This window comes from Nonomuraea maritima (genome assembly GCF_900100395.1).
Classification (GTDB): Bacteria; Actinomycetota; Actinomycetes; order Streptosporangiales; family Streptosporangiaceae; genus Nonomuraea; species Nonomuraea maritima.
The window spans coordinates 68,992-88,592 of record NZ_FNFB01000026.1 but is presented as its reverse complement, the minus strand read 5'-3'; the positions used below and the strand labels follow the sequence as shown (position 1 = coordinate 88,592).

The window sequence follows — 19,601 nt, the reverse complement described above, 5'->3', positions numbered from 1 at the left end:
CGAGGGTTCTTCCCCCTCCGTACGCACAAGGAGACGCCGTGACCAGAACTGACCTCTCGCTCGTCGTGCGAGAAGACGTTCCTCCCCAGCAGATCCGGTCCGGCCCGAGATCCGAACAGGATGCCGAGGCCAGGGTCGCGCTCATGCGTGCCGCCGATGTCGGCGACGCGGTCATGGGCCGTCTCGTCGACGCGTACGGGGCTCCGGCGGCGGTGGAGGCGATCCGCAACCGGGCGCTGCCTGCGAAGTTCGCCGCCGAGGAGGCCGCCCAGGAGCGTCCGCCTGACCTGACCGCTCGCCTCAACGCCTGGTACGCCCGCCTCGCCGCGGTCAACCCGGCGGCTGACCTCGAAGCCGGTGAGCGATCCGGAGCAAGGTTGATCATCCCTGGCACGCCGGCCTGGCCGACCCAGCTCGACCAACTGGGTGCCGGACGCCCACTCGGCCTGTGGGTCCGCGGTTCGGCGGATCTCCGCCTCGCCTGTCTCAGATCCGTGGCCGTGGTCGGGGCCAGAGCAGCCACGTCGTACGGGTCGCACATCGCGGCGGAGTTCGGCGTCGGCCTGAGCGAGTCCGGCTGGACCGTCGTGTCGGGCGGGGCGTTCGGCGTCGACGGAGCCGCTCACAGGGGAGCGCTGGTGGCGGGTTCACCCACGATCGTGGTTCTGGCGTGCGGCGTCGACGTCTGCTATCCGCGCGGTCACAACACCTTGTTCGCGGACGTGCGGGCTCAGGGCGCGGTGATCAGCGAGTGCCCGCCTGGTGTTCATCCGACTCGGGCCCGCTTCCTCATCCGTAACCGGCTGATAGCCGCGCTCTCGCGGGGCACGGTCGTCGTGGAGGCGGCGGTCCGGAGTGGGGCGCTCAACACCGCCGCGCACGCGCTCACCCTCAACAGGCACCTCGGTGCGGTTCCCGGGCCGATCACGTCGGAGATGTCGGCCGGATGCCACAGACTTCTCCGCGAACGGAAGGCGGTCTGCGTCACGTCCCCTGAAGAGATGATCGATCTCGTCGGTGTGATGGGTGACGACCTCGCCCCGCACGTCCAGGTGCCGGGCCGACCTCGTGACAAGCTCAACGAAGTGACGAAACGGGTGCTCGACGCGATTCCCGCCCGAGGGGGAGCGGGGCCGGCGTCGATCGCGGTGGCGGCCGGGGTCGGCCTTGACGTGACGTTGAGCGCCCTGGGTGGTCTGGCAGCCGCGGGCTACATCGAGCGTTCGGCGAACGGCTGGCGGTTGTGCAAGCAGACGGTGTCGTACCGGAAGGCGGCGGAATCGGCAGTGCTCGACCCTCCTCCGGCTCCCGCGCCCGACCCTGACGAAACCCCGCCATATCCAGACGACTGCGCGACGTCTCCGGCCTGACGATGCGCCGTACGCGCTCCTGCCCGTCACCGCGAAGTCGTCGGATGCGATGATGCGATGGGCTCACTCGCGGACCCGCACACCCATCCCTTCGACAGCGGGAACACGGTTGAACAGCATCATCGACAAGATCGCTTGGGTCCACCTGGACAACGGGAAGATCCTCAGCGCCAGGTCGCGAGGCAAGGACGTCTACTACGTCCCCGGCGGCAAACGGGAAAGCGGCGAAACCGACCTCGACACACTCGTCCGCGAGATCAAGGAAGAACTCACCGTCACGATCGACCCCGCGACGGCCGTCCAACTGGGCGCCTTCGAGGCGCCGGCGCACGGCAAGGCGGCGGGAGTCACCGTTCGGATCACGTGCTACAGCGCCGACCACCGCGGATTGCCGACGCCGAGCGGCGAGATCGAAGAAGTGGCCTGGCTCGGTTACGCCGACCGGCATCGGGTGTCCCCGGCCAACCAGGCCATCTTCGACCACCTGCACCAACTCGGTCATCTCCGCTGAGTCCCGGGGTTCAATATCTGGAGGAGTCAAGGACGACCGAAGCTGCCGGCGTCCATGGCGACGGCCAACTAAGGGGCGGGCGTGGACAGGGACGAGGTTGTCAGCGAGTTCGGGCGGTACTTGCGGCTGGAGCGCGATCTTTCTCCTCATACGGTTCGTGCCTATCTGGCCGACGTAAGCTCCCTGCTCGATCACATGGGTGGGCAGCTCGAAGGGCTCGACATCGGTGCCCTTCGACGGTGGCTGGCCGATCAGCATGCGTCAGGAAAGGCGCGGGCGACTCTGGCACGCAGGACCGCCTGCGCACGTGTGTTCACCGCGTACTGCCACCGCCGGGGGTGGCTGCCCACGGACCCTGGGTTGTTGCTCGGCAGCGCGAAGTCGCCCCGGCCGCTGCCTGTCGTGCTCGACGAGAAGCAGGCGACGGCCGCACTGAGCGTGCCTCCCACGGATGACCCCAAAGAGCTGCGAGACCAGGCGCTGCTCGAGCTGCTGTACGCGACTGGTGTGCGGGTCGGTGAGCTGTGCGCGCTGGACGTCGATGACGTGGACCGCGAACGGAACGTCATCAGAGTGCTCGGCAAGGGACGCAAGGAACGCACGGTGCCGTTCGGACAGCCCGCGCTGCGTGCGCTCGATCGGTGGTGCATCCATGGCCGCCCGCTGTGGGTGCGGGCACGATCGGGGCCGGCGCTCTTCCTGGGGGTTCGGGGCGGGCGTATCGACGCGGGAACCGTACGCCGGGTGGTGCACGCCCGCTTGTCCACGGTTGAGGGCGCGCCCGACATGGGACCGCACGGATTGCGCCACACCGCGGCGACACACCTGCTCGAGGGTGGTGCGGACCTCCGCAGCGTCCAGGAACTACTCGGTCACGCCTCCCTGAACACCACGCAGATCTACACCCACGTCTCCATCGACCGCCTCAGAACGGCGTACCGCCAGGCACACCCAAGGGCGTGACGGCTGCACCGGGAGTCCGGCTAGTGGCGGATGGGCACGCCCAGGAGAAGGCTTCCGCGTGCCGCTCTCCTGGGTCTATGGGCACCGTGTAGGGCGGCGTCTGCGGGACCGGGTTCTGCGGCGTCCTTTGCGGTGCTGGCCTCTAGCAGGGGCGCGACGGTTCGAGCGGCGGTCGCGTGCTCGGCGTACCGCGAGGACCACGAGTATGGCGCCCAACAGCATGCCGAGCCCAATGGCGGGATCAGTCGGGATCGACACACCCCAGCCGGTCAGCAGCAAGCTCGGGGTCGAGGGCTTTCGGGCCTCGCGGCGTGCGACTTCGCGGTGTACATGGGCGGATGACGTCGACGAGGTGGTGCCAAGGCCTTGCCTGACGTCTTCGGACGATGGTTCTCCTGACGCGACTGCTGTCGAGATCTGTCGTGCTGATGGAGGGCCGGCGATGCGATTCGGTTGCGGTCGTGGGGTTGCGCCGGCCACAGAACCTTGATGGGGCGTCGGAGCGTTGCCTCGCTGCCGGATGACAGCGCGAGCCGGAAGGGGTGCCGTCGCCGGAGGCGACTCCCAGAAGGGGAGTAGCCGGGTGAGGACCTGCCCCAGGAGAAGCAGCGGGTCCAGGTAGCGGCCGTCACGGATGAGACCCCAGTGCAAACACGACTCGTGGCAGTGGGGTTTCGAGGTCGCCAGGACGCCCAGCAGGGTTCCGGGCGTGACGGTTTGGCCTTGGCGGACAGAGGGCTCGACAGGGAGGTACGTCGTGCGCAGCCCGTTCGGGTGGTCGATGGTCACCACGCCCCTCCCTCCGACAGCCCCGGCGAAGCGGATGGTGCCCGCGCCGGCCGCCACCACCGGCATCTTCGGGGGCGCGGCCAAGTCGATGCCGCGGTGACCGGCGAGCCATGGCTCAGGAGGAGGCGCGAAACGCTGTAGGACTCGGGGGTGGCCGTCGAGCGGCCAGCGCCAGGTCGCGGGGGATGCTCGCGCTGGGAGAGTTTGCACCGGTAGAGCGAGTGCTGTGGTGATCAGGATCAGCAGGATGGCCGCCCGGCGGCGCATCGATGTCCGTAGGCGGGCTGCTCTGCGTTGAACTTCGGTCAGCAGGCCGATCGCTGTGACCGGCGTCTGCGACGCTTCCCTCGTGAAGGGGCGACCCGGTGACGAGGTGGTGGTCGGGGCACAAGTCGCCTTGGACCTCTTGTTTGCCGCATCCGCGTCCCTCAGCGGTGTGGCGGTGGGAGTGACGTTCATGGCGCGAGTGTCGCCGCAGCGGCATCGGCGGCGGAGAAGTGAACCGCGTTCTGTGGATAGAGGCGTCAGGGCGTTCGCTGCCTGTGGACGACGGGACCGAGGAGCTTCGCGGAGCGGGCATGATGGGACGTGCCGGTGCGGCCGCTAGAGCCACCGAATACGGCTGCGAACGATCAAGTGCTCTACGGATTGACGGAAAGACGACTGAGCTGCGAAGTGGTCGTACGCCCTCCTGCGGGGATGGGAGGGCATGAGGCCGGTGCTGAGCGTCGGCCTCTCGGAGTGAGGGCTTGCGGTCGAGCGTCGAGGTGACGGGTCAGGGCGCGAAGTGCGGCGCTCGGAGCGATCAGGACGGATGGGTGACGTCCAGATCCAGACGCTGCTGAGAGCGATGCCGGCCGCGCAGATGAGGATGACTGGGCGAAGACCGATCAGTTCGGCCACGAAGCCGCCGACGAGACCTCCGAGCGCCAGCACTCCCTGAACGGCGAAGGTCATGGTGGCGTTCACCCGGCCGCGAAGCTCGGGCGAGCTCTCCCGCAGGGTGATGGCGCCCAGGCATGTGGAGAAGGTGACGACGATGCCGCCGGTGATGGTCCCGGTGAGAGCGAGCAGCGACAGTTTCCACCAGAGCGGGCCACCGAGCAGACCGACCGCGAGGATGTCGAGCGGGAAGAAGATCACGGAGTAGAGCAGGAGGCGGTCCTCCCCGTGGCGCTTGGACAAGCGGGACGTCGCCCAGGCGCCGAGCAGACCGCCCACGCCACTCAGAGCTATGAGGAAGCCGATCATGCTGTTCGGGATGTTGAGGGTGTCCAGCATGTAGAGCATGTAGACGGACGTGTAAGCCATGGCGAAGAAGTTGATCGTGACGCCGGCACCGAGCAGAGCGCGCAGAACGGGGTGAGTGACGCTGGTTCTCAGGCCCTGCACGACGTCGCGACCCATACCGCGCGACGCGGCGGGGGTGTTCTTCTCGGGAGTCCGGATTCTGTGGAGCAGCAGGGCTGAGGTCAGGAAGGACAACGCCTCAGCCAGTACGGCGAGCGGGGCCGTGAGGAGCTGCACCAGGAGGCCGGCCAGGCCAGGGCCGCTGACAGAGGCCACCGAGTAAGAGGACTGGAAACCGGCCATCGCCGCGGTCCGCTGGTCGGCGGCCACCATGCCCACCACATGGGGGAAGTTCACCGCTTTGAAGAGGACCCCAGCCGATCCGATCATCAGTGCCACGACGATCAACCAGGTGACATTGAGAAGCCCCAGCACCCAAGCGAGCGGGATCGTGGCCGCGGCGGCGGCGGAGACAAGTTCGCAAGCGATCATCACCGGACGGTGACGGCGGAGCCGGTCGGCGAGGGCGCCTGCCTGGAGGCTGAACAACAGGGCCGGTACGAAGGCAGCGGCGGTCAGGAGCCCCATCTGGGCGGGGGAGGCGGTCAGCAGGGTGACCGCGGTCAAGGGGATGGCCAACTTGGAGACTTCTGAGCCGGTGATCGAAGTCGTTCGTGCGGTCCAGAGCAGGCGATAGTCACGCTGCTTCCACAGTGGGCGCTGCGGCTGGTCGGGGCTGGAGGAGTGGCTGGAAGTCGTCGTGAGTGGAGTGTCGGGGGCTGCTGTGTTCGAGAGGCGAGCGGAGGGCGGAGCTGTCTCTGAGGAGGTGGGGGAAGGCTCGGGGTTCGAAGATAAGGCGAGGGACGAGGTGGGTCGAGGGGCCGGGGAGTTGTGAAGGGAACGCTTCATAGATGTGAAAGTACTCCTTCATAGTTATGAAGGCAATCCTTCATGTCTCGGATTGGTACCTTTGGCGCATGACGCGGCACACCGAGGACCTCAGTGATCCCAAGGCGATGCGGGCGTTGGCTCACCCGGCGAGGTTGAGCATTCTGAACAGGCTGAGTGCGGGGGGCAGTGCAACTGCCACTGAGGTTGCGGAAACTGCGGGGATCACTCCCAGTGCCGCCAGCTACCACCTGCGGATGTTGGCCAAATACGGGTTCGTGGAGGATGCGCCTCCACGGGGTGATGGCAGGGAGCGGCTGTGGAGGCCCGCGCACAAGGGCTTTCACGTCGGGGTGCAGCCGGATGACTCGCCGGAGGTCAAGGACGCCAAGGTGTTGGTGATGGAGGCGCTCCGGCGAGACGCCAACGAAGAGGCGCGCCGGGCCCTGGCGAACATCGACCGGGAACCGAAGGAGTGGCAGGACGCGACTCGGTTCAGCCGGTTCCGGCTCCGGGTCAGTGCCGCGGAACTGGCGCAACTGGCGGTCGAGATCGAGCAGCTGATCGAGTCGTACATTGCCAAGACCCGTAGTGAGGAGGACGCGCCGGAGGGGGCGAGGTTCGTCGAGGCGCAGATCAACCTGTTCCCGATGGTGAGCAGGCCGGTTCCTGGGCTGCCCACCGAAGATCACGACGCTCGAGGTGCGAGCGCAGGGCTGAGCGAATGAGGGTGGGCGCATAGGGGCGGCGTTGGCTTGCTGGTCTGGTCGGTGGGCGTCGGGTCGGATGTATAGCGGCGGCGCTGGACGTCCCGGCTGATTGGCGCCGGGCTGTGTGCATCGGGCTGTGGCGAGGGGGTGGCGTCAGATGTCAGGCCGGTCGATGTCAGGCCGGTCGGCGTGTGGCATGGGGCTGGACATCCGGGTGACTTCGCCGCAGCGGCGCGGTGCCCATCTCTCGTCGCCAGGTGCGTGGTGCCTATCTCTCGTCGCCGGGACGGCATGGGCGCCGGCATTGCTGATGCGTGGTGGCGCGAGTTCTGCTGTGGCCGTCATCGCTTGGGGTTTGTAGGGGTTGTCCGAGGCCGCCGTCCTCGGGGCGTGTGCTGCTGACAGCGTGCGGCCACCCGTCGCCAGTCGGTGACGTTCGGATGTTGAGGTGCATGGTGGCGGGGGTCTGCTGTGGCCCGGCCCGCGCTTGGGGTCTGTTCGGGGTCGTTGGAGGCCGCCGTCCGCGGGCCGTGTGGCTGCTGACGGGGTGCGGCCGCCCCGTCGTCAGACAGTGACCTTCGGATGTTCAGGCCGGAGTCGGCGTGCGCCCTGGTTGTGCGGCTGGCGCGCCCACAGCGGGTCGGTATGCAGCGGGATCTGCTGCGGCTGGCCTATGGGGTGTGTGCCTGGGGCAGCATGCGAAGCGGTCGACTGTCGGGGACGTTCTGCACGGGGTGGGTCGGCATGTGTGGGGTTTGTTGAGGCTGGCATGGGCGGGGCGTGTCGGGGCGGCGTGTGAGGGTGTCCGTTCGTCGCGAATGGTCTGTCCGGGGTAGGTCGGCATGCGTGTGGGTGCTGTTGATGTCGCGTGGACGGGGCCTCCGCTAGGTGTGGGCCCGGGTGGGTTCTGTTGCGGCGGGCGTGCCCTTGATGGCTGTTGGCGTCGGTATACGCGTGGACCGTGTTGGGCCGCATGCGTGCGGCGTCCGCTGTGGGTGGTGTCCCTCGCGCGCATGTGCGTAGTAGGGGTTGCGTGTCCATGGGGCGCGGGCTGGGTGGGTGCGGTGGGGCGGTTGCTGCGGGGTGCTTGATCGTGGGTCGGAGGTCGCGGCCTGGTGAGTGTTGTAGGGGGGTTGGGGTGGGTTTGCGGTGTTGGTGGAATGGTGGTGAGCGAGGGGCGGGATGTCTGTTTGACCGCAGGCGGTCAGCCGGGGGCGGTGCGGGAGGTAGACTTTCCGGTGGCCTGTGACTCACAGGCCGACTTCGCATGCCCCATTGCGGACCGCGCCATCGGTCCGGGCCACGGCCCGGCGGGTGCGGGCTCGGGGCATCAGGGCGGCAGACCACGCGCTGCTGCGGCATAACCGAAAACCGCGTCCATCCGCAGGACGCCCAGACCTGGAGGACCAGATCATGGCCCCCGTCGTCACCATGCGACAGCTGCTCGAGAGCGGCGTTCACTTCGGCCACCAGACCCGGCGCTGGAACCCGAAGATGAAGCGCTTCATCTTCACCGAGCGCAACGGCATTTACATCATCGACCTGCAGAAGTCGCTGTCGTACATCGACCGCGCCTACGACTTCGTGAAGGAGACGGTCGCCCACGGCGGCACGATCCTCTTCATCGGTACCAAGAAGCAGGCGCAGGAGGCCATCTCCGAGCAGGCGACCCGGGTCGGCATGCCGTACGTCAACCAGCGCTGGCTGGGTGGCATGCTCACCAACTTCTCCACCGTGCACAAGCGCCTGCAGCGCCTGAAGGAGCTCGAGGAGCTCGACTTCGACAACGTCGCCGGCTCGGGGCTCACCAAGAAGGAGCTCCTCATGCGGCGCCGCGAGAAGGACAAGCTCGAGCGCACGCTCGGCGGTATCCGTGACATGGGTCGCGTGCCCAGCGCCGTGTGGGTCGTCGACACCAAGAAGGAGCACATCGCGATCAGCGAGGCCAAGAAGCTTGGCATCCCGGTCGTCGCGATCCTCGACACCAACTGCGACCCCGACGAGGTCGACTACCCGATCCCGGGCAACGACGACGCCATCCGCGCCGTCGGCCTGCTGACGCGGGTTGTCGCCGACGGTGTCGCGGCCGGTCTGATGGCTCGCTCCGGCGCCGCTCGCGGTGACGAGAAGCCGGCCGCTGCCGAGCCGCTGGCCGAGTGGGAGCGTGAGCTCATCGAGCAGGGCACCGCTGAGGCGGCTGCTCCGGCCGAGGAGACCGCCGCTGCTCCGGCGGAGACCGTTGAGGCGGCTGCTCCGGCTGAGGCTGCTGCCGAGGCTGCTCCGGCCGAGGCCGCTGCTGAGGCTGCTCCGGCCGAGGCCGCTGCTCCCGCCGAGGCTGCTGCCGAGGGCGAGACCGAGCAGCAGGCCTGACGCCTCTCGGTTGGGTGCGAGCCTGTCCCGCGTGTCGGGGCAGGCAGGCGCTCCCGCCAAGCGGGCAGCAACGAGACGTTACAGCTGAATAAGGGCGAACCACCGGTGGCCACGGCCCTGGAGGCTTCGTCAGGCGGGGAACGCGTCCGGGATCGGCATCAGCTGAGCCCGGGGCGAGACTCACCGGACGGGCCACTTCAGGGCTGAGGCCGTAAGCCGGCCGGACGGGTCGGCCAGATCGATGCCACGGCGAGACAGCGGTGGCCGACCTGGCCGAGCCTGACGGCCTCGACCGGGGCATGGGGCGAAGCGGTTGAGAAGGCCCGGCGTTGCCGGGTGCTGAAGCGCTTGACCTGGGTTCCACGGTTGGGTGCCGCCGTAAGGTCGGCACCGGCTTGGCCGAACGGTCGGAGCTGCGGGGTTTCCGAGGCTCGGATCCGGTCGAGGCGGCTGCTGGCGCTGAGGTTCAGTTGGAGCGAGGGCGTGAGCTGGTCGTGAGGCGGTGCCGAGCTGAGGCGGTAGGCCAAGGCGAGGCTGGGCAGTATGTCGAGCGAGGTTAACGAAGCCGGCAGCACGCCGAACGGGCAGGCGAAGCTCAGTGGTTGCTGGGCAGAGTGAGCGAAGCCGGGCAGAGCGCCAGGGCGAAGCGAGCGAAGTCCGACGGTGTGCCGGGTGGAGTGCCGAGCCAGGCAGAACGCCGAGCTGGGCCGGCCGAGATCGGGGTGTGCCGGGCGGAGTGCGAGCTGAGTTCGGTCGGGGTGCTGGGCTGAGGAAAGAGGCTTGGCGGATGCCCTGGCGAAGCGAGCGAAGTTGCACAAGACGGGCTGAGTTGGGCCCGGAGCGCCTGTACGGCACGCGCCCGCCGTACGACCCTAGGGTGGGTGGCCGGATACCGGCGCCCGCCCGATCCACGATGACGACGACGAAATCCCACAAGGAAAAAGAGCAATGGCTTCCGTGAACATGGCCGACGTCAAGCGGCTTCGCGAGATCACCGCTGCCGGCATGATGGACTGCAAGAAGGCGCTGGAGGAGTCCGAGGGCGACTTCGACCGGGCCATCGAGCTCCTGCGCCTCAAGGGCGCCAAGGACGTCGGCAAGCGCGAGGCTCGTACCGCCTCGAACGGTCTGGTCGCGCTCAAGCAGGACGGCGACTCCGCCGCGGCGCTGCTCGAGCTCAACTGCGAGACCGACTTCGTGGCCAAGGGCGAGCGCTTCCAGGAGCTCGCGGCCCAGGTCGTGGCGCACATCCTCGAGACCAAGCCGGCCGACGTAGCGGCGCTGCTCGAGTCCTCCTTCGACGGCAAGACCGTCAAGGAGCACCTCGACGTCGCCAACGCCGCGCTGGGTGAGAAGATCGAGATCCGTCGGTTCCAGGTGCTGGAGGGTGGCTACATCGGCGCCTACATGCACAGGACCGACCCGGCGCTGCCGCCGGCGGTGGGCGTGCTCGTCCAGCTCGACAAGCCGAACGCCGATGTCGCCAAGGACGTCGCGCAGCACGCTGCCGCGATGGCGCCGCAGTACCTCAAGCCGGAGTCCGTCCCCGCCGAGGTCGTCGAGAAGGAGCGCAAGCTCTTCGAGGAGATGACCCGCGAGGAGGGCAAGCCCGAGGCCGCCATCGGCAAGATCGTCGAGGGCCGCGTGAACGGCTGGTACAAGGACTTCACGCTGCTTCAGCAGGCTTTCGTGAAGGACAACAAGAAGAGCGTGGGCAAGTACGCCACCGAGAATGGCGTTGAGATCCTCGCATTTGTCCGTTTCAAGGTCGGTCAGGCTTAGGCTTAGGCAAGCTTCGAGCTCGAACGATCCACCGATTGAAGGAGGCCGCCGCCGTGCAGGACCACCGGGAGTCAGCCCACGAATCCACACGGACGGCGGCTTCCTCATCGCTAGACCCGCACATCCCGCTTCGCTGGAAGCGGGTGATGCTGAAGCTGTCCGGAGAGGCGTTCGCCGGCAACGAGCCGCTCGGCATCGACCCGGGCGTCGTCGACCACCTGGCCGACTCGATCGCTGAGGCGGTCAAGGAGGGCGTGCAGGTCGCCGTCGTGGTCGGCGGCGGCAACATGTTCCGCGGCGCCACCCTGTCGCAGGGCGGCATCGACCGCGCCAGGGCCGACTACATGGGCATGCTGGGCACGGTCATCAACTGTCTGGCCCTGCAGGACTTCCTCGAGCGGCGCGGCGTGGAGACGCGCGTGCAGACCGCCATCACCATGCAGCAGGTGGCCGAGCCGTTCCTGCCGCGCCGTGCGATCCGGCACCTGGAGAAGGGCCGCGTGGTCATCTTCGGCGCAGGGCTCGGCTCGCCGTACTTCTCCACCGACACCGCGGCCTCCCAGCGGGCCTTGGAGATCGGCGCCGAGGCGCTGCTCAAGGGCACCCAGGTTGACGGCATCTACGACTCCGATCCACGCAAGAACCCCGACGCGGTCCGGTTCGACCATCTCGATTACGGCGAGGTGCTGCTGCGCGACCTCGCTGTCATGGACGCCACCGCGATCAGCCTGTGCAAGGACAACGACCTGCCGATCGTGGTCTTCGACCTCATGGGCGAGGGCAACATCCTGCGAGCGGTACGCGGTGAGAAAATCGGCACGCTGGTGAGTCCCGCAGGCAAATGACGAGCGAGCCCGATACCGCCAGCTAGTAGACAGGGAGCCGCTGTGATCGACGAAACCCTCCTCGAAGCCGAGGAGAAGATGGACAAGGCCGTGTCGGTCGCGAAGGAGGACTTCGCGAGCATCCGTACGGGCCGCGTCACCCCCTCGATGTTCAACAAGATCAGTGCTGAGTACTACGGCACGCCGACGCCGATCCAGCAGCTGGCGTCTTTCCACGTGCCCGAGGCGCGCATGGTCATCATCCAGCCCTACGACAAGAGTTCGATGGGCGCGATCGAGAGGGCCATCCGCGACTCCGACCTTGGCGTCAACCCGACCGACGACGGCCAGGTGATCCGTGTGACGTTCCCTGAGCTGTCCGAGGAGCGCCGCAAGGACTACATCAAGGTCGCCCGGAACAAGGGTGAGGCCGCCAAGGTGTCGGTACGCAACATCCGCCGCTCCGCCAAGGAAGTCCTCGACAAGATGATCAAGGACGGCGAGGCGGGCGAGGACGAGGTCAGGCGGGCAGAGAAGGAGCTCGACGACCTCACCCAGAAGCACGTCGCCAAGATCGATGAGCTGCTCAAGCACAAGGAAGCCGAGCTGCTCGAGGTCTGAGCGGCGCCGCGACGAAGGGCCGCGTCGGACGGCCCCGGCGAGCGGGTCAGCATCATCTACGGCCCTCGCCCCGGTGGCGGGGGCCGTGGCACATGGAGATTCTCAGTGGAAGAACGTACGGCTGGCACCAGTTCGAGCGGCGGCAGCCGTACCGGAAGGAACCTGCCGGCGGCGATCGCGGTCGGTCTGGTGCTGGGCGCGCTGGTCCTTGGCACGCTCTACACCGTCAAAGAGCTGTTCCTCGTGGTGGTCGTGGCTGCCGTCGGCGTCGGCGTGATGGAGCTGTCGAAGGCCTTCGCGACCCGTGACATCAAGGTCCCGGTCGTGCCGGCGCTGGCGGGGTTGGTCGCGATGCAGGCGGCCGCCTACTGGCTGGGCGCGTCGTGGTTACTCGCCGCGTTCGCTGTCTTCGCGTTCGTCCTGCTGATCTGGCGGATGTTCACCGCCGGCACCGAGGGCTTCGTACGTGACGCGTCGGCGTCCGTGTTCATCCTGTTCTATCCCGCGTTACTCAGCACGTTCGTGGCGCTGTTGCTCAAGGCTCCCGACGGTGACCATCGCGTGCTCGTCTTCATCGCGATCACCGTGGCCAGTGACACCGGCGGTTATGCCGCGGGCGTGCTGTTCGGACGGCATCCGATGACGGCGATCAGCCCGCGCAAGACGTGGGAGGGCTTCGCCGGGTCGCTCGTCGCGTGCACCGTGGTCGGCGCGTGGCTGGTGACGTGGCTGCTCGGCGGCGAGATCTGGCAGGGTGCGCTGATCGGCGCGCTGGCGGCGCCGCTGGCCACCCTGGGCGACCTGATCGAGTCGATCATCAAGCGCGATCTCGGCATCAAGGACCTCGGCACGATCCTTCCCGGGCACGGCGGCCTGATGGACCGTCTGGACTCGCTCGTGACGACGCTGGTGCCCGTCTGGGTGCTGATGACGCTGTTCCTCTGACCGTCGTTCAGCGCAGGGCCTCGGTGGTGACGGGGGACAGCCAGAGCCACCGTACGTTCTCCCCGCCGAAGGCGAATCCTGACATGTCGGGCATGTGGGGTGGGTTCGCCTGCATGAGCACCCCCGAATACTGCGGACCCAACGGGAACGTGGACGGCTCGTGGTACCACTTCGCCGTGTGTCCGTGACCGAGCCACGTGACCGAGTGCCAGGGGTACTGCGCCAGCCACACCAGCAGCAGCGCGGCGTCGCGCGGGTCGTCGCGGGTCGCCACGGCCAGCTCGATGCGGGCGTACGCGCCGGGCCTGTCGATCCACTGCTCCACCGTCGGCATGCGCTGGCAGCTCATCCCCACCGTCGACAGCACGGTGTACGCGCGGTCGCCGTGTGGCGGGCGTTCGGTGATGCCCACGGTCGGCAGGCGGTCGCCGCTCGCGTCCCAGTAGCGGGCCGCCGGACCCAGCGCCAGGTCGAGGTGTCCCATGACGAACTGCTGGAGCGACGGCCACGCACCCTCGCTGTGGCGCCAGCGCCAGAAGGACCTGGCGTTCGAGATACGGGGCTGTAACCCTTCCAGCGCCTCCTGCAGCGCCCACGCGAACGGCGTCTCGCCGACCGCGTCGCGCGCGTAGCCCGGCATTCCCCTGCGCATGTCGGCCCAGCCCGGGATGACGGCGAGCAGCTCGTCGTTCTCGTAGAGGGCCACGCCGTCGCCCTCCTCGAACCACAGCGCGCTGAGCTGTCCGAGCGGCCTGCGCCCCTCGGGATGCAGGGTGTTGGGACGGGGCATCAACGGCGGCAGACCGGCGTTGATCCGCGCCAGGTCGACCACGGGCGGGGCGGGCCGGTGGTTCGCCAGCCAGACGGCTCCGTGCACGGAACCGTCCGGTGAGCACAGGTAAGCTACCGAGGAGTCCTCGTCCCGCTCGACCACGAGCGTCCGGCTCCCGTACGGGTTGCCGACAGCGAGGACGACCTCGGTGCCGCCCGCGCCGGATGCCGACCGAAAAATCGCCATACGAGATGACTGTAGATCGGGTGGAGACCAGGACGCGAGTGCGACGTGACCAGGAATTCCGCTTCCGATCCGAACGTTCACTACCCTGGTCGAGAACCCCTCAAGCAAAGGCAGCAACGTGTCCCAGCCTCCAGGTCAGCTCACCTTCGTCGCGCCCCGGCGAGCCAAGCCCGCACGGCACCTGGCCGACCTGTCGATGGCCGACCGGCGGGCGGCGGTCGTGGAGCTGGGCGAGAAGGCGTTCCGCGCCGACCAGCTCTCGCGCCACTACTTCGAGCGGCTCACCACCGACGTCGCGGCGATGACCGACCTGCCGGCGGCGGCCAGGGAGAAGCTCGGGGCGCTGCTGCCGAGCCTGCTCACGCCGGTGCGCGAGCTCACCACCGACCGCGGCACCACCCGTAAGACGCTGTGGCGGCTGTTCGACGGCGCGTTGGTCGAGTCGGTGCTCATGCGCTATCCCGACCGGGCCACGATGTGTGTGTCGTCGCAGGCCGGGTGCGGCATGAACTGTCCGTTCTGCGCGACCGGGCAGGCAGGGCTGACGCGCAACATGTCGACCGCCGAGATCGTCGAGCAGGTCGTCGCGGGCGCCCGTGCGCTGGCGTCCGGTGAGGTGCCGGGCGGGCCCGGACGGGTGAGCAACGTCGTGTTCATGGGCATGGGCGAGCCGCTGGCCAACTACAAGCAGGTGATCGGCGCGGTCCGGCGGCTGGTCGAGCCTGCTCCCCACGGGCTCGGCATCTCCGCGCGCGGGGTGACGGTCTCCACCGTCGGGCTGGTGCCCGCGATCGGCAAGCTCGCCGACGAGGGGCTGCCGGTGACGCTCGCGCTGTCGCTGCACGCCCCCGACGACGAGCTGCGCGACACGCTCGTGCCGATCAACACGCGGTGGAAGGTGGCCGAGGTCCTCGACGCCGCCTGGGCGTACGCGGCCAGGACCAAGCGGCGGGTCTCGATCGAGTACGCGCTGATCAAGGACATCAACGACCAGGAGTGGCGGGCCGACCTGCTCGGCAAGCTGGTCAAGAACAAGCTCGTGCACGTCAACCTCATCCCGCTCAACCCGACCCCCGGCTCGAAGTGGACGGCGTCGCGGCCGGAGGACGAGGCGGCGTTCGTGCGGCGGCTGCAGTTCCACGGGGTGCCGGTGACGGTGCGCGACACGCGCGGCCGCGAGATCGACGGCGCCTGCGGCCAGCTCGCCGCCGCCGAATAAAGCCGTTCCGCGCCCATCGCCGGTGAGGGGCGCTGTACGCGAGGTTACGTACGGTGGCGTAGCCACGCGTACGTCGACAGGCCTGCTGTGCACCAGGCCAGCGAGATCGCGGTGAGTTCGGGGAGCCGGTCGAGGAGGTCGCCGGCGTTCGCCGCCTTCATCCAGGTGAGCAGCGGCACCGTCAGCCAGTACAGCGACGACGAGCTGACCAGCAGCATCACCATGAAGCCGAGCAACAGGGCCGTGATCGATACGGCCGGCGACGGGAGCAGGCTGCGGCTGGTGAGGGCGCCGAGCGCGGTGCCGGTCAGCGTGGCGAGCAGGTTCAGGAGCACCACGGCCCCCAGCACACCGGGCGACGGGGAGCCGGTGATGCCCAGCAGGAGCGCCCAGAGGAGGGCGAAAGCCGCGAGTGCCGCGCACGCCGCGAACGCCGCCAGCAGGCCCGCGGCGATCTCTCTGCCCCGCCCGCCCACCTGGACCGCCGACAGCTCGCGCTGCGTGTCAGGCTCGGTGTCGAGCAGGCTTCGCGCCGCCCAGGCGAGGACCGGGATGATGAGGACGGCTCCGTCGGTCAGCACGGCGGTCTCCGCGCCGGCCGGGGCCCGGCTGCCGTACAGGATGGCCAGCAGCGCCATGGTCAGGAGAAGGGCCTGGTAGACGCGGTGGGAACGGATGTAGGCGGCCAGACGGAAGCCGGTCAGGGCGATCACACGGCCTCCTCGATCTCGTGGGCGCCGTAGCCGTCCTCACGCATCCTGGTCAGGAAGCGCGGCAGGTCGGCGGCCGGGAGGGTGACGGCCACGGTGACGTGTTCGGTGTCCCATCCGGTGGCGGGCGCGTCCGCGTCGAGGTGGCCGTCCCGCAGGGTCCAGTGGCGCAGGGCGGGCAGGTCGCGCAGGCCGCTCTGGTGGTCGCTGGCGACGACGATCCCGCCCCGGTCCGCCACCTCGGACGCGATCACGGGCAGCGTCTTCCGCGTGTCGGCGTCGAGGCCGGCGAAGGGTTCGTCGAGGATCAACAGCTGAGGATCGGCCATCAGCGCCTGCGTCAGGCCGACCTTGTGCGCGCTGCCCTTCGACAGGTCGCGCAGGGAGGTGTTCATGAGGTGCCCCATGCCGAGACGCTCGGCCCAGGGCTCCCAGCGGGCGCCGCCGCGTACGCGGGACATGTGCCGCAGGTACGTCGTAACCGTGAACGGCTGGGCCGTCGGGAACCGGTCGGGGGCAAAGCCGACGACCGCGGGACGGTCGAGAATCACGCCAGAGGTCGGACGGGTGAGCCCGGCCAGGAGGCGGAGCAGAGTGGACTTGCCCGCCCCGTTCGTACCGGTGAGCTCGATCACCTCGCCAGGGAAGAGGCGCGCATCAACGTCCGTGATGACAAAGTGTTCACGTTTTCGGTAGCGAAACGACACACTGGACAGTCTCATGATCGGGTAACCCTATAAGTCAGGTCGCATGCTGGGGATAAAGGTCCGACAATAGATGGGCCTCAGCACAGGTCAAGAGGAGTGAGGTTGAACCGCTTTCCGCGTGTCATGGGCATGCGTTCGGGTTATGACCCCGTCGAGGTGGACGCCCTCGTGGGGCGGATCGAGTCGACCCTCGGCCGGGGCCCGCACGTTCTGGAGCCCGTGACCGCTGACGAGGTGCGCAGGGCGACGTTCCGGGCCAAGCGCGGCGGATACCAGGAGATCGCGGTCGACTTCGCTCTTGAGGCGTTCGTCGTGGCTCTGGAGACGCAGGCCAGGCGGCCCGTACGGCTGGCCATGGCCGAACCGACCGGCGACATGATTCGCGAGGAGTGGTTCGAGACGCAGGCGGCGCGGGTCGAGCGGGTCGCCTTCCGCGCCGGTCGCTGGGGGGCGGGCTACAACGAGGACGAGGTCGACGCCTTCCTCGACCGGATCGTGGCCACGCTGCGCGGCACGACGGAGTACCCGGTGACGGCCCTGGAGGTGCGGGAGGCGAAGTTCTCGACCGTGGTGGTTCGCTCGGGCTATCTCGTCGTGGACGTCGACGCCTTCCTCTCCGACATCGCCGACGTGCTGGAGCAGCGGCATCGGGAGCCGAGCGGCGCCGAGCTGCTGGCGCAGCGGTTCCGCGAGCAGAGCGGGGCCCACCTGCTCGCGCAACGCTTCCGCGACCCGAATCCTGCTGTGGCTTCCCAGACGTTCCGTGATCCGAATCCAGCTGTGGCTTCCCAGGGGTTCCGTGACCCGAATCCTTCCGTGGCGTCCCAGCGGTTCCGGGAACCGAACCGTGCCGCCGTGGCGTCCCAGCGGCTTCCTGAGCCGAGTGCCGCTGATGACACCAACGTCCCCGGCCTGTGGTTCAGGCGCGAGCCGCAGCGCTGACCGCACAGCCGCCCCGCCGACGAAACGCGGTCCGCGTGACGGCGGTGTGAGTGCCGTACGGCGGGTTCAGGCGGTTTCTACTGCGGCGAGGAGGTTGTGCAGGTCTGACTGGATGTGCGGGACCACTGTCCTGTCGGACGGCAGGTCGCCCAGGCGGTTGATCCACACTCGCGCCAGTCCCAGCCGGTACGCGGGTTCCATGTCGTGGAAGTAGCTCTGGGCGACGTGCACCCACGTCTCCGGCTCGTACGTGTTCCGGAACAGCTCGAAGTGGTCGTGGGCCGGCTTGTAGGCTCCCGCGTCCTCGGCCGTCACCACGGCGTCGAACGGCACGGGCAGCCGCCGCCGGGTCTCGGCGACGAGGTCGCGGTCGCAGTTGGTCAGCAGGGCGAGCCGCCATCCGGCCTCGCGCAGCGCGGACAGTTCGCCGCCGACCTCGGCGAACACCGGCCAGTACGGCAGCGTGGCGGCCAGCACGCCCGCGTCGTCGGGGTTCAGCCGCACCCCCTCCTCGGCGCACGCCCTGCGCAGTGCCTCGGCCATGACGTCGCGGTAGCGCGACCCAGGCGACTCGGCCTCCACGGCGTGCTCGTGCCGGTTGTACGCCTCCAGCAACCGCGCCCCCTGCCCGGGGGCGATGAGCTCGGCGCTGGTGGAGATGCCGTGCCGCCAGTCGACCAGGGTGCCGAAACAGTCGAACGTAACCCATCGCATACCACCCATCATGACGGCGGCGATCACTCGGTGCGGGTCTTGAGCGGGGTGGCGTGTGTGAGGGCGGTGGTTGCTTTGTGCGGGTCTTGTGTGTGAGGGCGGCGATCACTCAGTGCGGGTCTTGTGTGGGGGTGTGTGAGGTCGGCGAGCGCTCTGAGCGGGTTTGGTGTGAGGGCGGTGGTTGCTGGGGGCGGGTCTTGTGTGGGGGAGGGGTGGCGATCATGCGTGGCGGTGGTTGTGGACGAGGGCGACGATGACGGAGGTGACGGGGGCTGCCAGGAAGGCGCCGGTGATGCCGGCTACGACGCCGCCCAGGGCGATCGCCACCAGGATGACGGCGCCGGGGAGGTCGAGGGCCTTGCCGTAGATCTGGGGGGCGAGGACGTGGCCCTCGATCTGCTGCACCGCGATGGTCACCGCCACGACGATGAGCGCCACGAGCCAGCCCTTGGCGACGAGCGCCACCACGGCGGCCAGCAGGCCCGCGATCAGCGCGCCCACCACCGGCAGGAACGCCCCGACGAACGTCAGCACGGCGAGCGGCAGCGCGATCGGCACGCCGAGGATCCACAGGGCGATGCCGATGAAGAACCCGTCGACCAGGCCGACGAGCGCCACCCCGCGGATGTAGCGGCCGATCACGTCGAAGATCAGGTCGCCGGCCTCCGCCAGGCGCGACCTGGCCCGGATGGGGGCCAGGTCGAGGAGCCAGCGGAACAGCCGGTCGCCGCCGTGCACGAAGTAGACCGACAGGATGATGGCGAGGATCGCGCCGATCACGATCTCGCCGACCGTCTTGACCCCGGCCAGCGCGCCGGTGGTGATCTGGCCTCCGCGCGTCGAGATGTAGTCGCGGGCCTGCTGGAGCATCCGCTGGTCGTCCAGACCGAGCCGGGCGGCGAGGTTGTGCAGGTCGTCGAGCACCTGGCCGAGGCTCGTCTGCAGCTCGGTGACGCTGGCGACGGTGGGCGGCACGAGCAACGCGATCAGCCCGCCGGCCAGCAGCAGCCAGCCGACGAAGACGACGGACGTGGCCGCCGCGCTGTTCAGGCCGCGCCTTCTGAGCCAGCGCGCCGGTGGCAGCAGCAACGCCGTGAGGAAGACGCCGATGATGATCGACATCGCCACCGTACGCGCGTGGTACAGACAGAACAGGACCACGGCGGTCACCCCGAACCACCCGAGCAGCCGCCACGGCCCCATCCCAGCCCCCCTAGAACGCCCGGTC

At 68.7% G+C, this 19,601-nt stretch carries 18 protein-coding genes; 11 read left to right on the top strand and 7 right to left on the bottom strand.

Translation table 11 applies throughout. The features are described from left to right. The first annotated feature begins 38 nt into the window (after nt 1–38). From dprA to BLR04_RS30475, 3 genes are all read left to right on the top strand, one after another. Nucleotides 39–1,370 (top strand): DNA-processing protein DprA, encoded by a 1,332-nt coding sequence (gene dprA / locus BLR04_RS30485; protein ID WP_245740724.1) that lies wholly within the window; start codon nt 39–41, stop codon nt 1,368–1,370. Between the two features lie 109 nt (nt 1,371–1,479). Continuing rightward, nucleotides 1,480–1,881: an NUDIX hydrolase gene (locus tag BLR04_RS30480; RefSeq protein ID WP_218129236.1), complete on the top strand. Its 402-nt coding sequence runs from the start codon at nt 1,480–1,482 to the stop codon at nt 1,879–1,881. Nucleotides 1,882–1,962: 81 nt separating this feature from the next. Then, nucleotides 1,963–2,844 (top strand): tyrosine recombinase XerC, encoded by an 882-nt coding sequence (locus tag BLR04_RS30475; RefSeq protein ID WP_090771743.1) that lies wholly within the window; start codon nt 1,963–1,965, stop codon nt 2,842–2,844. Nucleotides 2,845–2,919: 75 nt separating this feature from the next. On the opposite strand, the gene BLR04_RS42875 is transcribed toward BLR04_RS30475, so the two are convergent. After that, nucleotides 2,920–3,699 (bottom strand): M23 family metallopeptidase, encoded by a 780-nt coding sequence (locus BLR04_RS42875; RefSeq protein ID WP_425413460.1) that lies wholly within the window; start codon nt 3,697–3,699, stop codon nt 2,920–2,922. 537 nt (nt 3,700–4,236) lie between these two features. Continuing rightward, nucleotides 4,237–5,637 (bottom strand): MFS transporter, encoded by a 1,401-nt coding sequence (locus BLR04_RS30465; RefSeq protein WP_245740726.1) that lies wholly within the window; start codon nt 5,635–5,637, stop codon nt 4,237–4,239. Between the two features lie 263 nt (nt 5,638–5,900). Between BLR04_RS30465 and BLR04_RS30460 the strand changes: the two genes are divergently transcribed. From BLR04_RS30460 to BLR04_RS30435, 6 genes are all read left to right on the top strand, one after another. Beyond that, nucleotides 5,901–6,539: an ArsR/SmtB family transcription factor gene (locus BLR04_RS30460; protein ID WP_090771784.1), complete on the top strand. Its 639-nt coding sequence runs from the start codon at nt 5,901–5,903 to the stop codon at nt 6,537–6,539. A 1,395-nt stretch (nt 6,540–7,934) separates the two neighbouring features. Beyond that, a complete protein-coding gene (gene rpsB, locus BLR04_RS30455) occupies nt 7,935–8,891 on the top strand; it encodes a 30S ribosomal protein S2 (RefSeq protein ID WP_090771737.1) in 957 nt (318 codons plus the stop codon). A 948-nt stretch (nt 8,892–9,839) separates the two neighbouring features. Further along, complete coding sequence (tsf, locus tag BLR04_RS30450) at nt 9,840–10,673, top strand: translation elongation factor Ts (protein ID WP_090771736.1); 834 nt, start codon at nt 9,840–9,842, stop codon at nt 10,671–10,673. A 146-nt stretch (nt 10,674–10,819) separates the two neighbouring features. Continuing rightward, nucleotides 10,820–11,518: a UMP kinase gene (gene pyrH, locus BLR04_RS30445; RefSeq protein WP_218129234.1), complete on the top strand. Its 699-nt coding sequence runs from the start codon at nt 10,820–10,822 to the stop codon at nt 11,516–11,518. A gap of 42 nt (nt 11,519–11,560) precedes the next feature. Continuing rightward, nucleotides 11,561–12,118, top strand: coding sequence for a ribosome recycling factor (frr, locus tag BLR04_RS30440; protein WP_090771734.1), 558 nt, complete (start codon nt 11,561–11,563; stop codon nt 12,116–12,118). A gap of 105 nt (nt 12,119–12,223) precedes the next feature. After that, nucleotides 12,224–13,063, top strand: a complete 840-nt coding sequence (locus tag BLR04_RS30435; RefSeq protein ID WP_176903365.1) for a phosphatidate cytidylyltransferase — start codon at nt 12,224–12,226, stop codon at nt 13,061–13,063. A gap of 7 nt (nt 13,064–13,070) precedes the next feature. Here BLR04_RS30435 and BLR04_RS30430 read toward each other — a convergent pair whose 3' ends face one another. Then, nucleotides 13,071–14,081, bottom strand: a complete 1,011-nt coding sequence (locus tag BLR04_RS30430; protein ID WP_090771732.1) for a suppressor of fused domain protein — start codon at nt 14,079–14,081, stop codon at nt 13,071–13,073. A gap of 118 nt (nt 14,082–14,199) precedes the next feature. Here BLR04_RS30430 and rlmN point away from each other — a divergent pair, with 118 nt between their 5' ends. Continuing rightward, nucleotides 14,200–15,300, top strand: a complete 1,101-nt coding sequence (gene rlmN / locus BLR04_RS30425; protein ID WP_090771730.1) for a dual-specificity RNA methyltransferase RlmN — start codon at nt 14,200–14,202, stop codon at nt 15,298–15,300. Between the two features lie 44 nt (nt 15,301–15,344). Here rlmN and BLR04_RS30420 read toward each other — a convergent pair whose 3' ends face one another. Further along, nucleotides 15,345–16,013: a hypothetical protein gene (locus BLR04_RS30420; protein ID WP_090771728.1), complete on the bottom strand. Its 669-nt coding sequence runs from the start codon at nt 16,011–16,013 to the stop codon at nt 15,345–15,347. Next, a complete protein-coding gene (locus BLR04_RS30415) occupies nt 16,010–16,732 on the bottom strand; it encodes an ABC transporter ATP-binding protein (protein ID WP_090771727.1) in 723 nt (240 codons plus the stop codon). The genes BLR04_RS30420 and BLR04_RS30415 overlap by 4 nt, the downstream gene beginning before the upstream one ends. 114 nt (nt 16,733–16,846) lie before the next feature. Here BLR04_RS30415 and BLR04_RS30410 point away from each other — a divergent pair, with 114 nt between their 5' ends. Continuing rightward, nucleotides 16,847–17,659 (top strand): DivIVA domain-containing protein, encoded by an 813-nt coding sequence (locus BLR04_RS30410; protein WP_218129233.1) that lies wholly within the window; start codon nt 16,847–16,849, stop codon nt 17,657–17,659. Between the two features lie 66 nt (nt 17,660–17,725). Here BLR04_RS30410 and BLR04_RS30405 read toward each other — a convergent pair whose 3' ends face one another. Further along, entirely contained in the window at nt 17,726–18,373 is a 648-nt protein-coding gene (locus BLR04_RS30405) for an HAD-IA family hydrolase (protein ID WP_218129232.1), read from the bottom strand. A gap of 219 nt (nt 18,374–18,592) precedes the next feature. Next, nucleotides 18,593–19,576: an AI-2E family transporter gene (locus BLR04_RS30400; RefSeq protein WP_245740722.1), complete on the bottom strand. Its 984-nt coding sequence runs from the start codon at nt 19,574–19,576 to the stop codon at nt 18,593–18,595. Nucleotides 19,577–19,601: the final 25 nt, after the last annotated feature.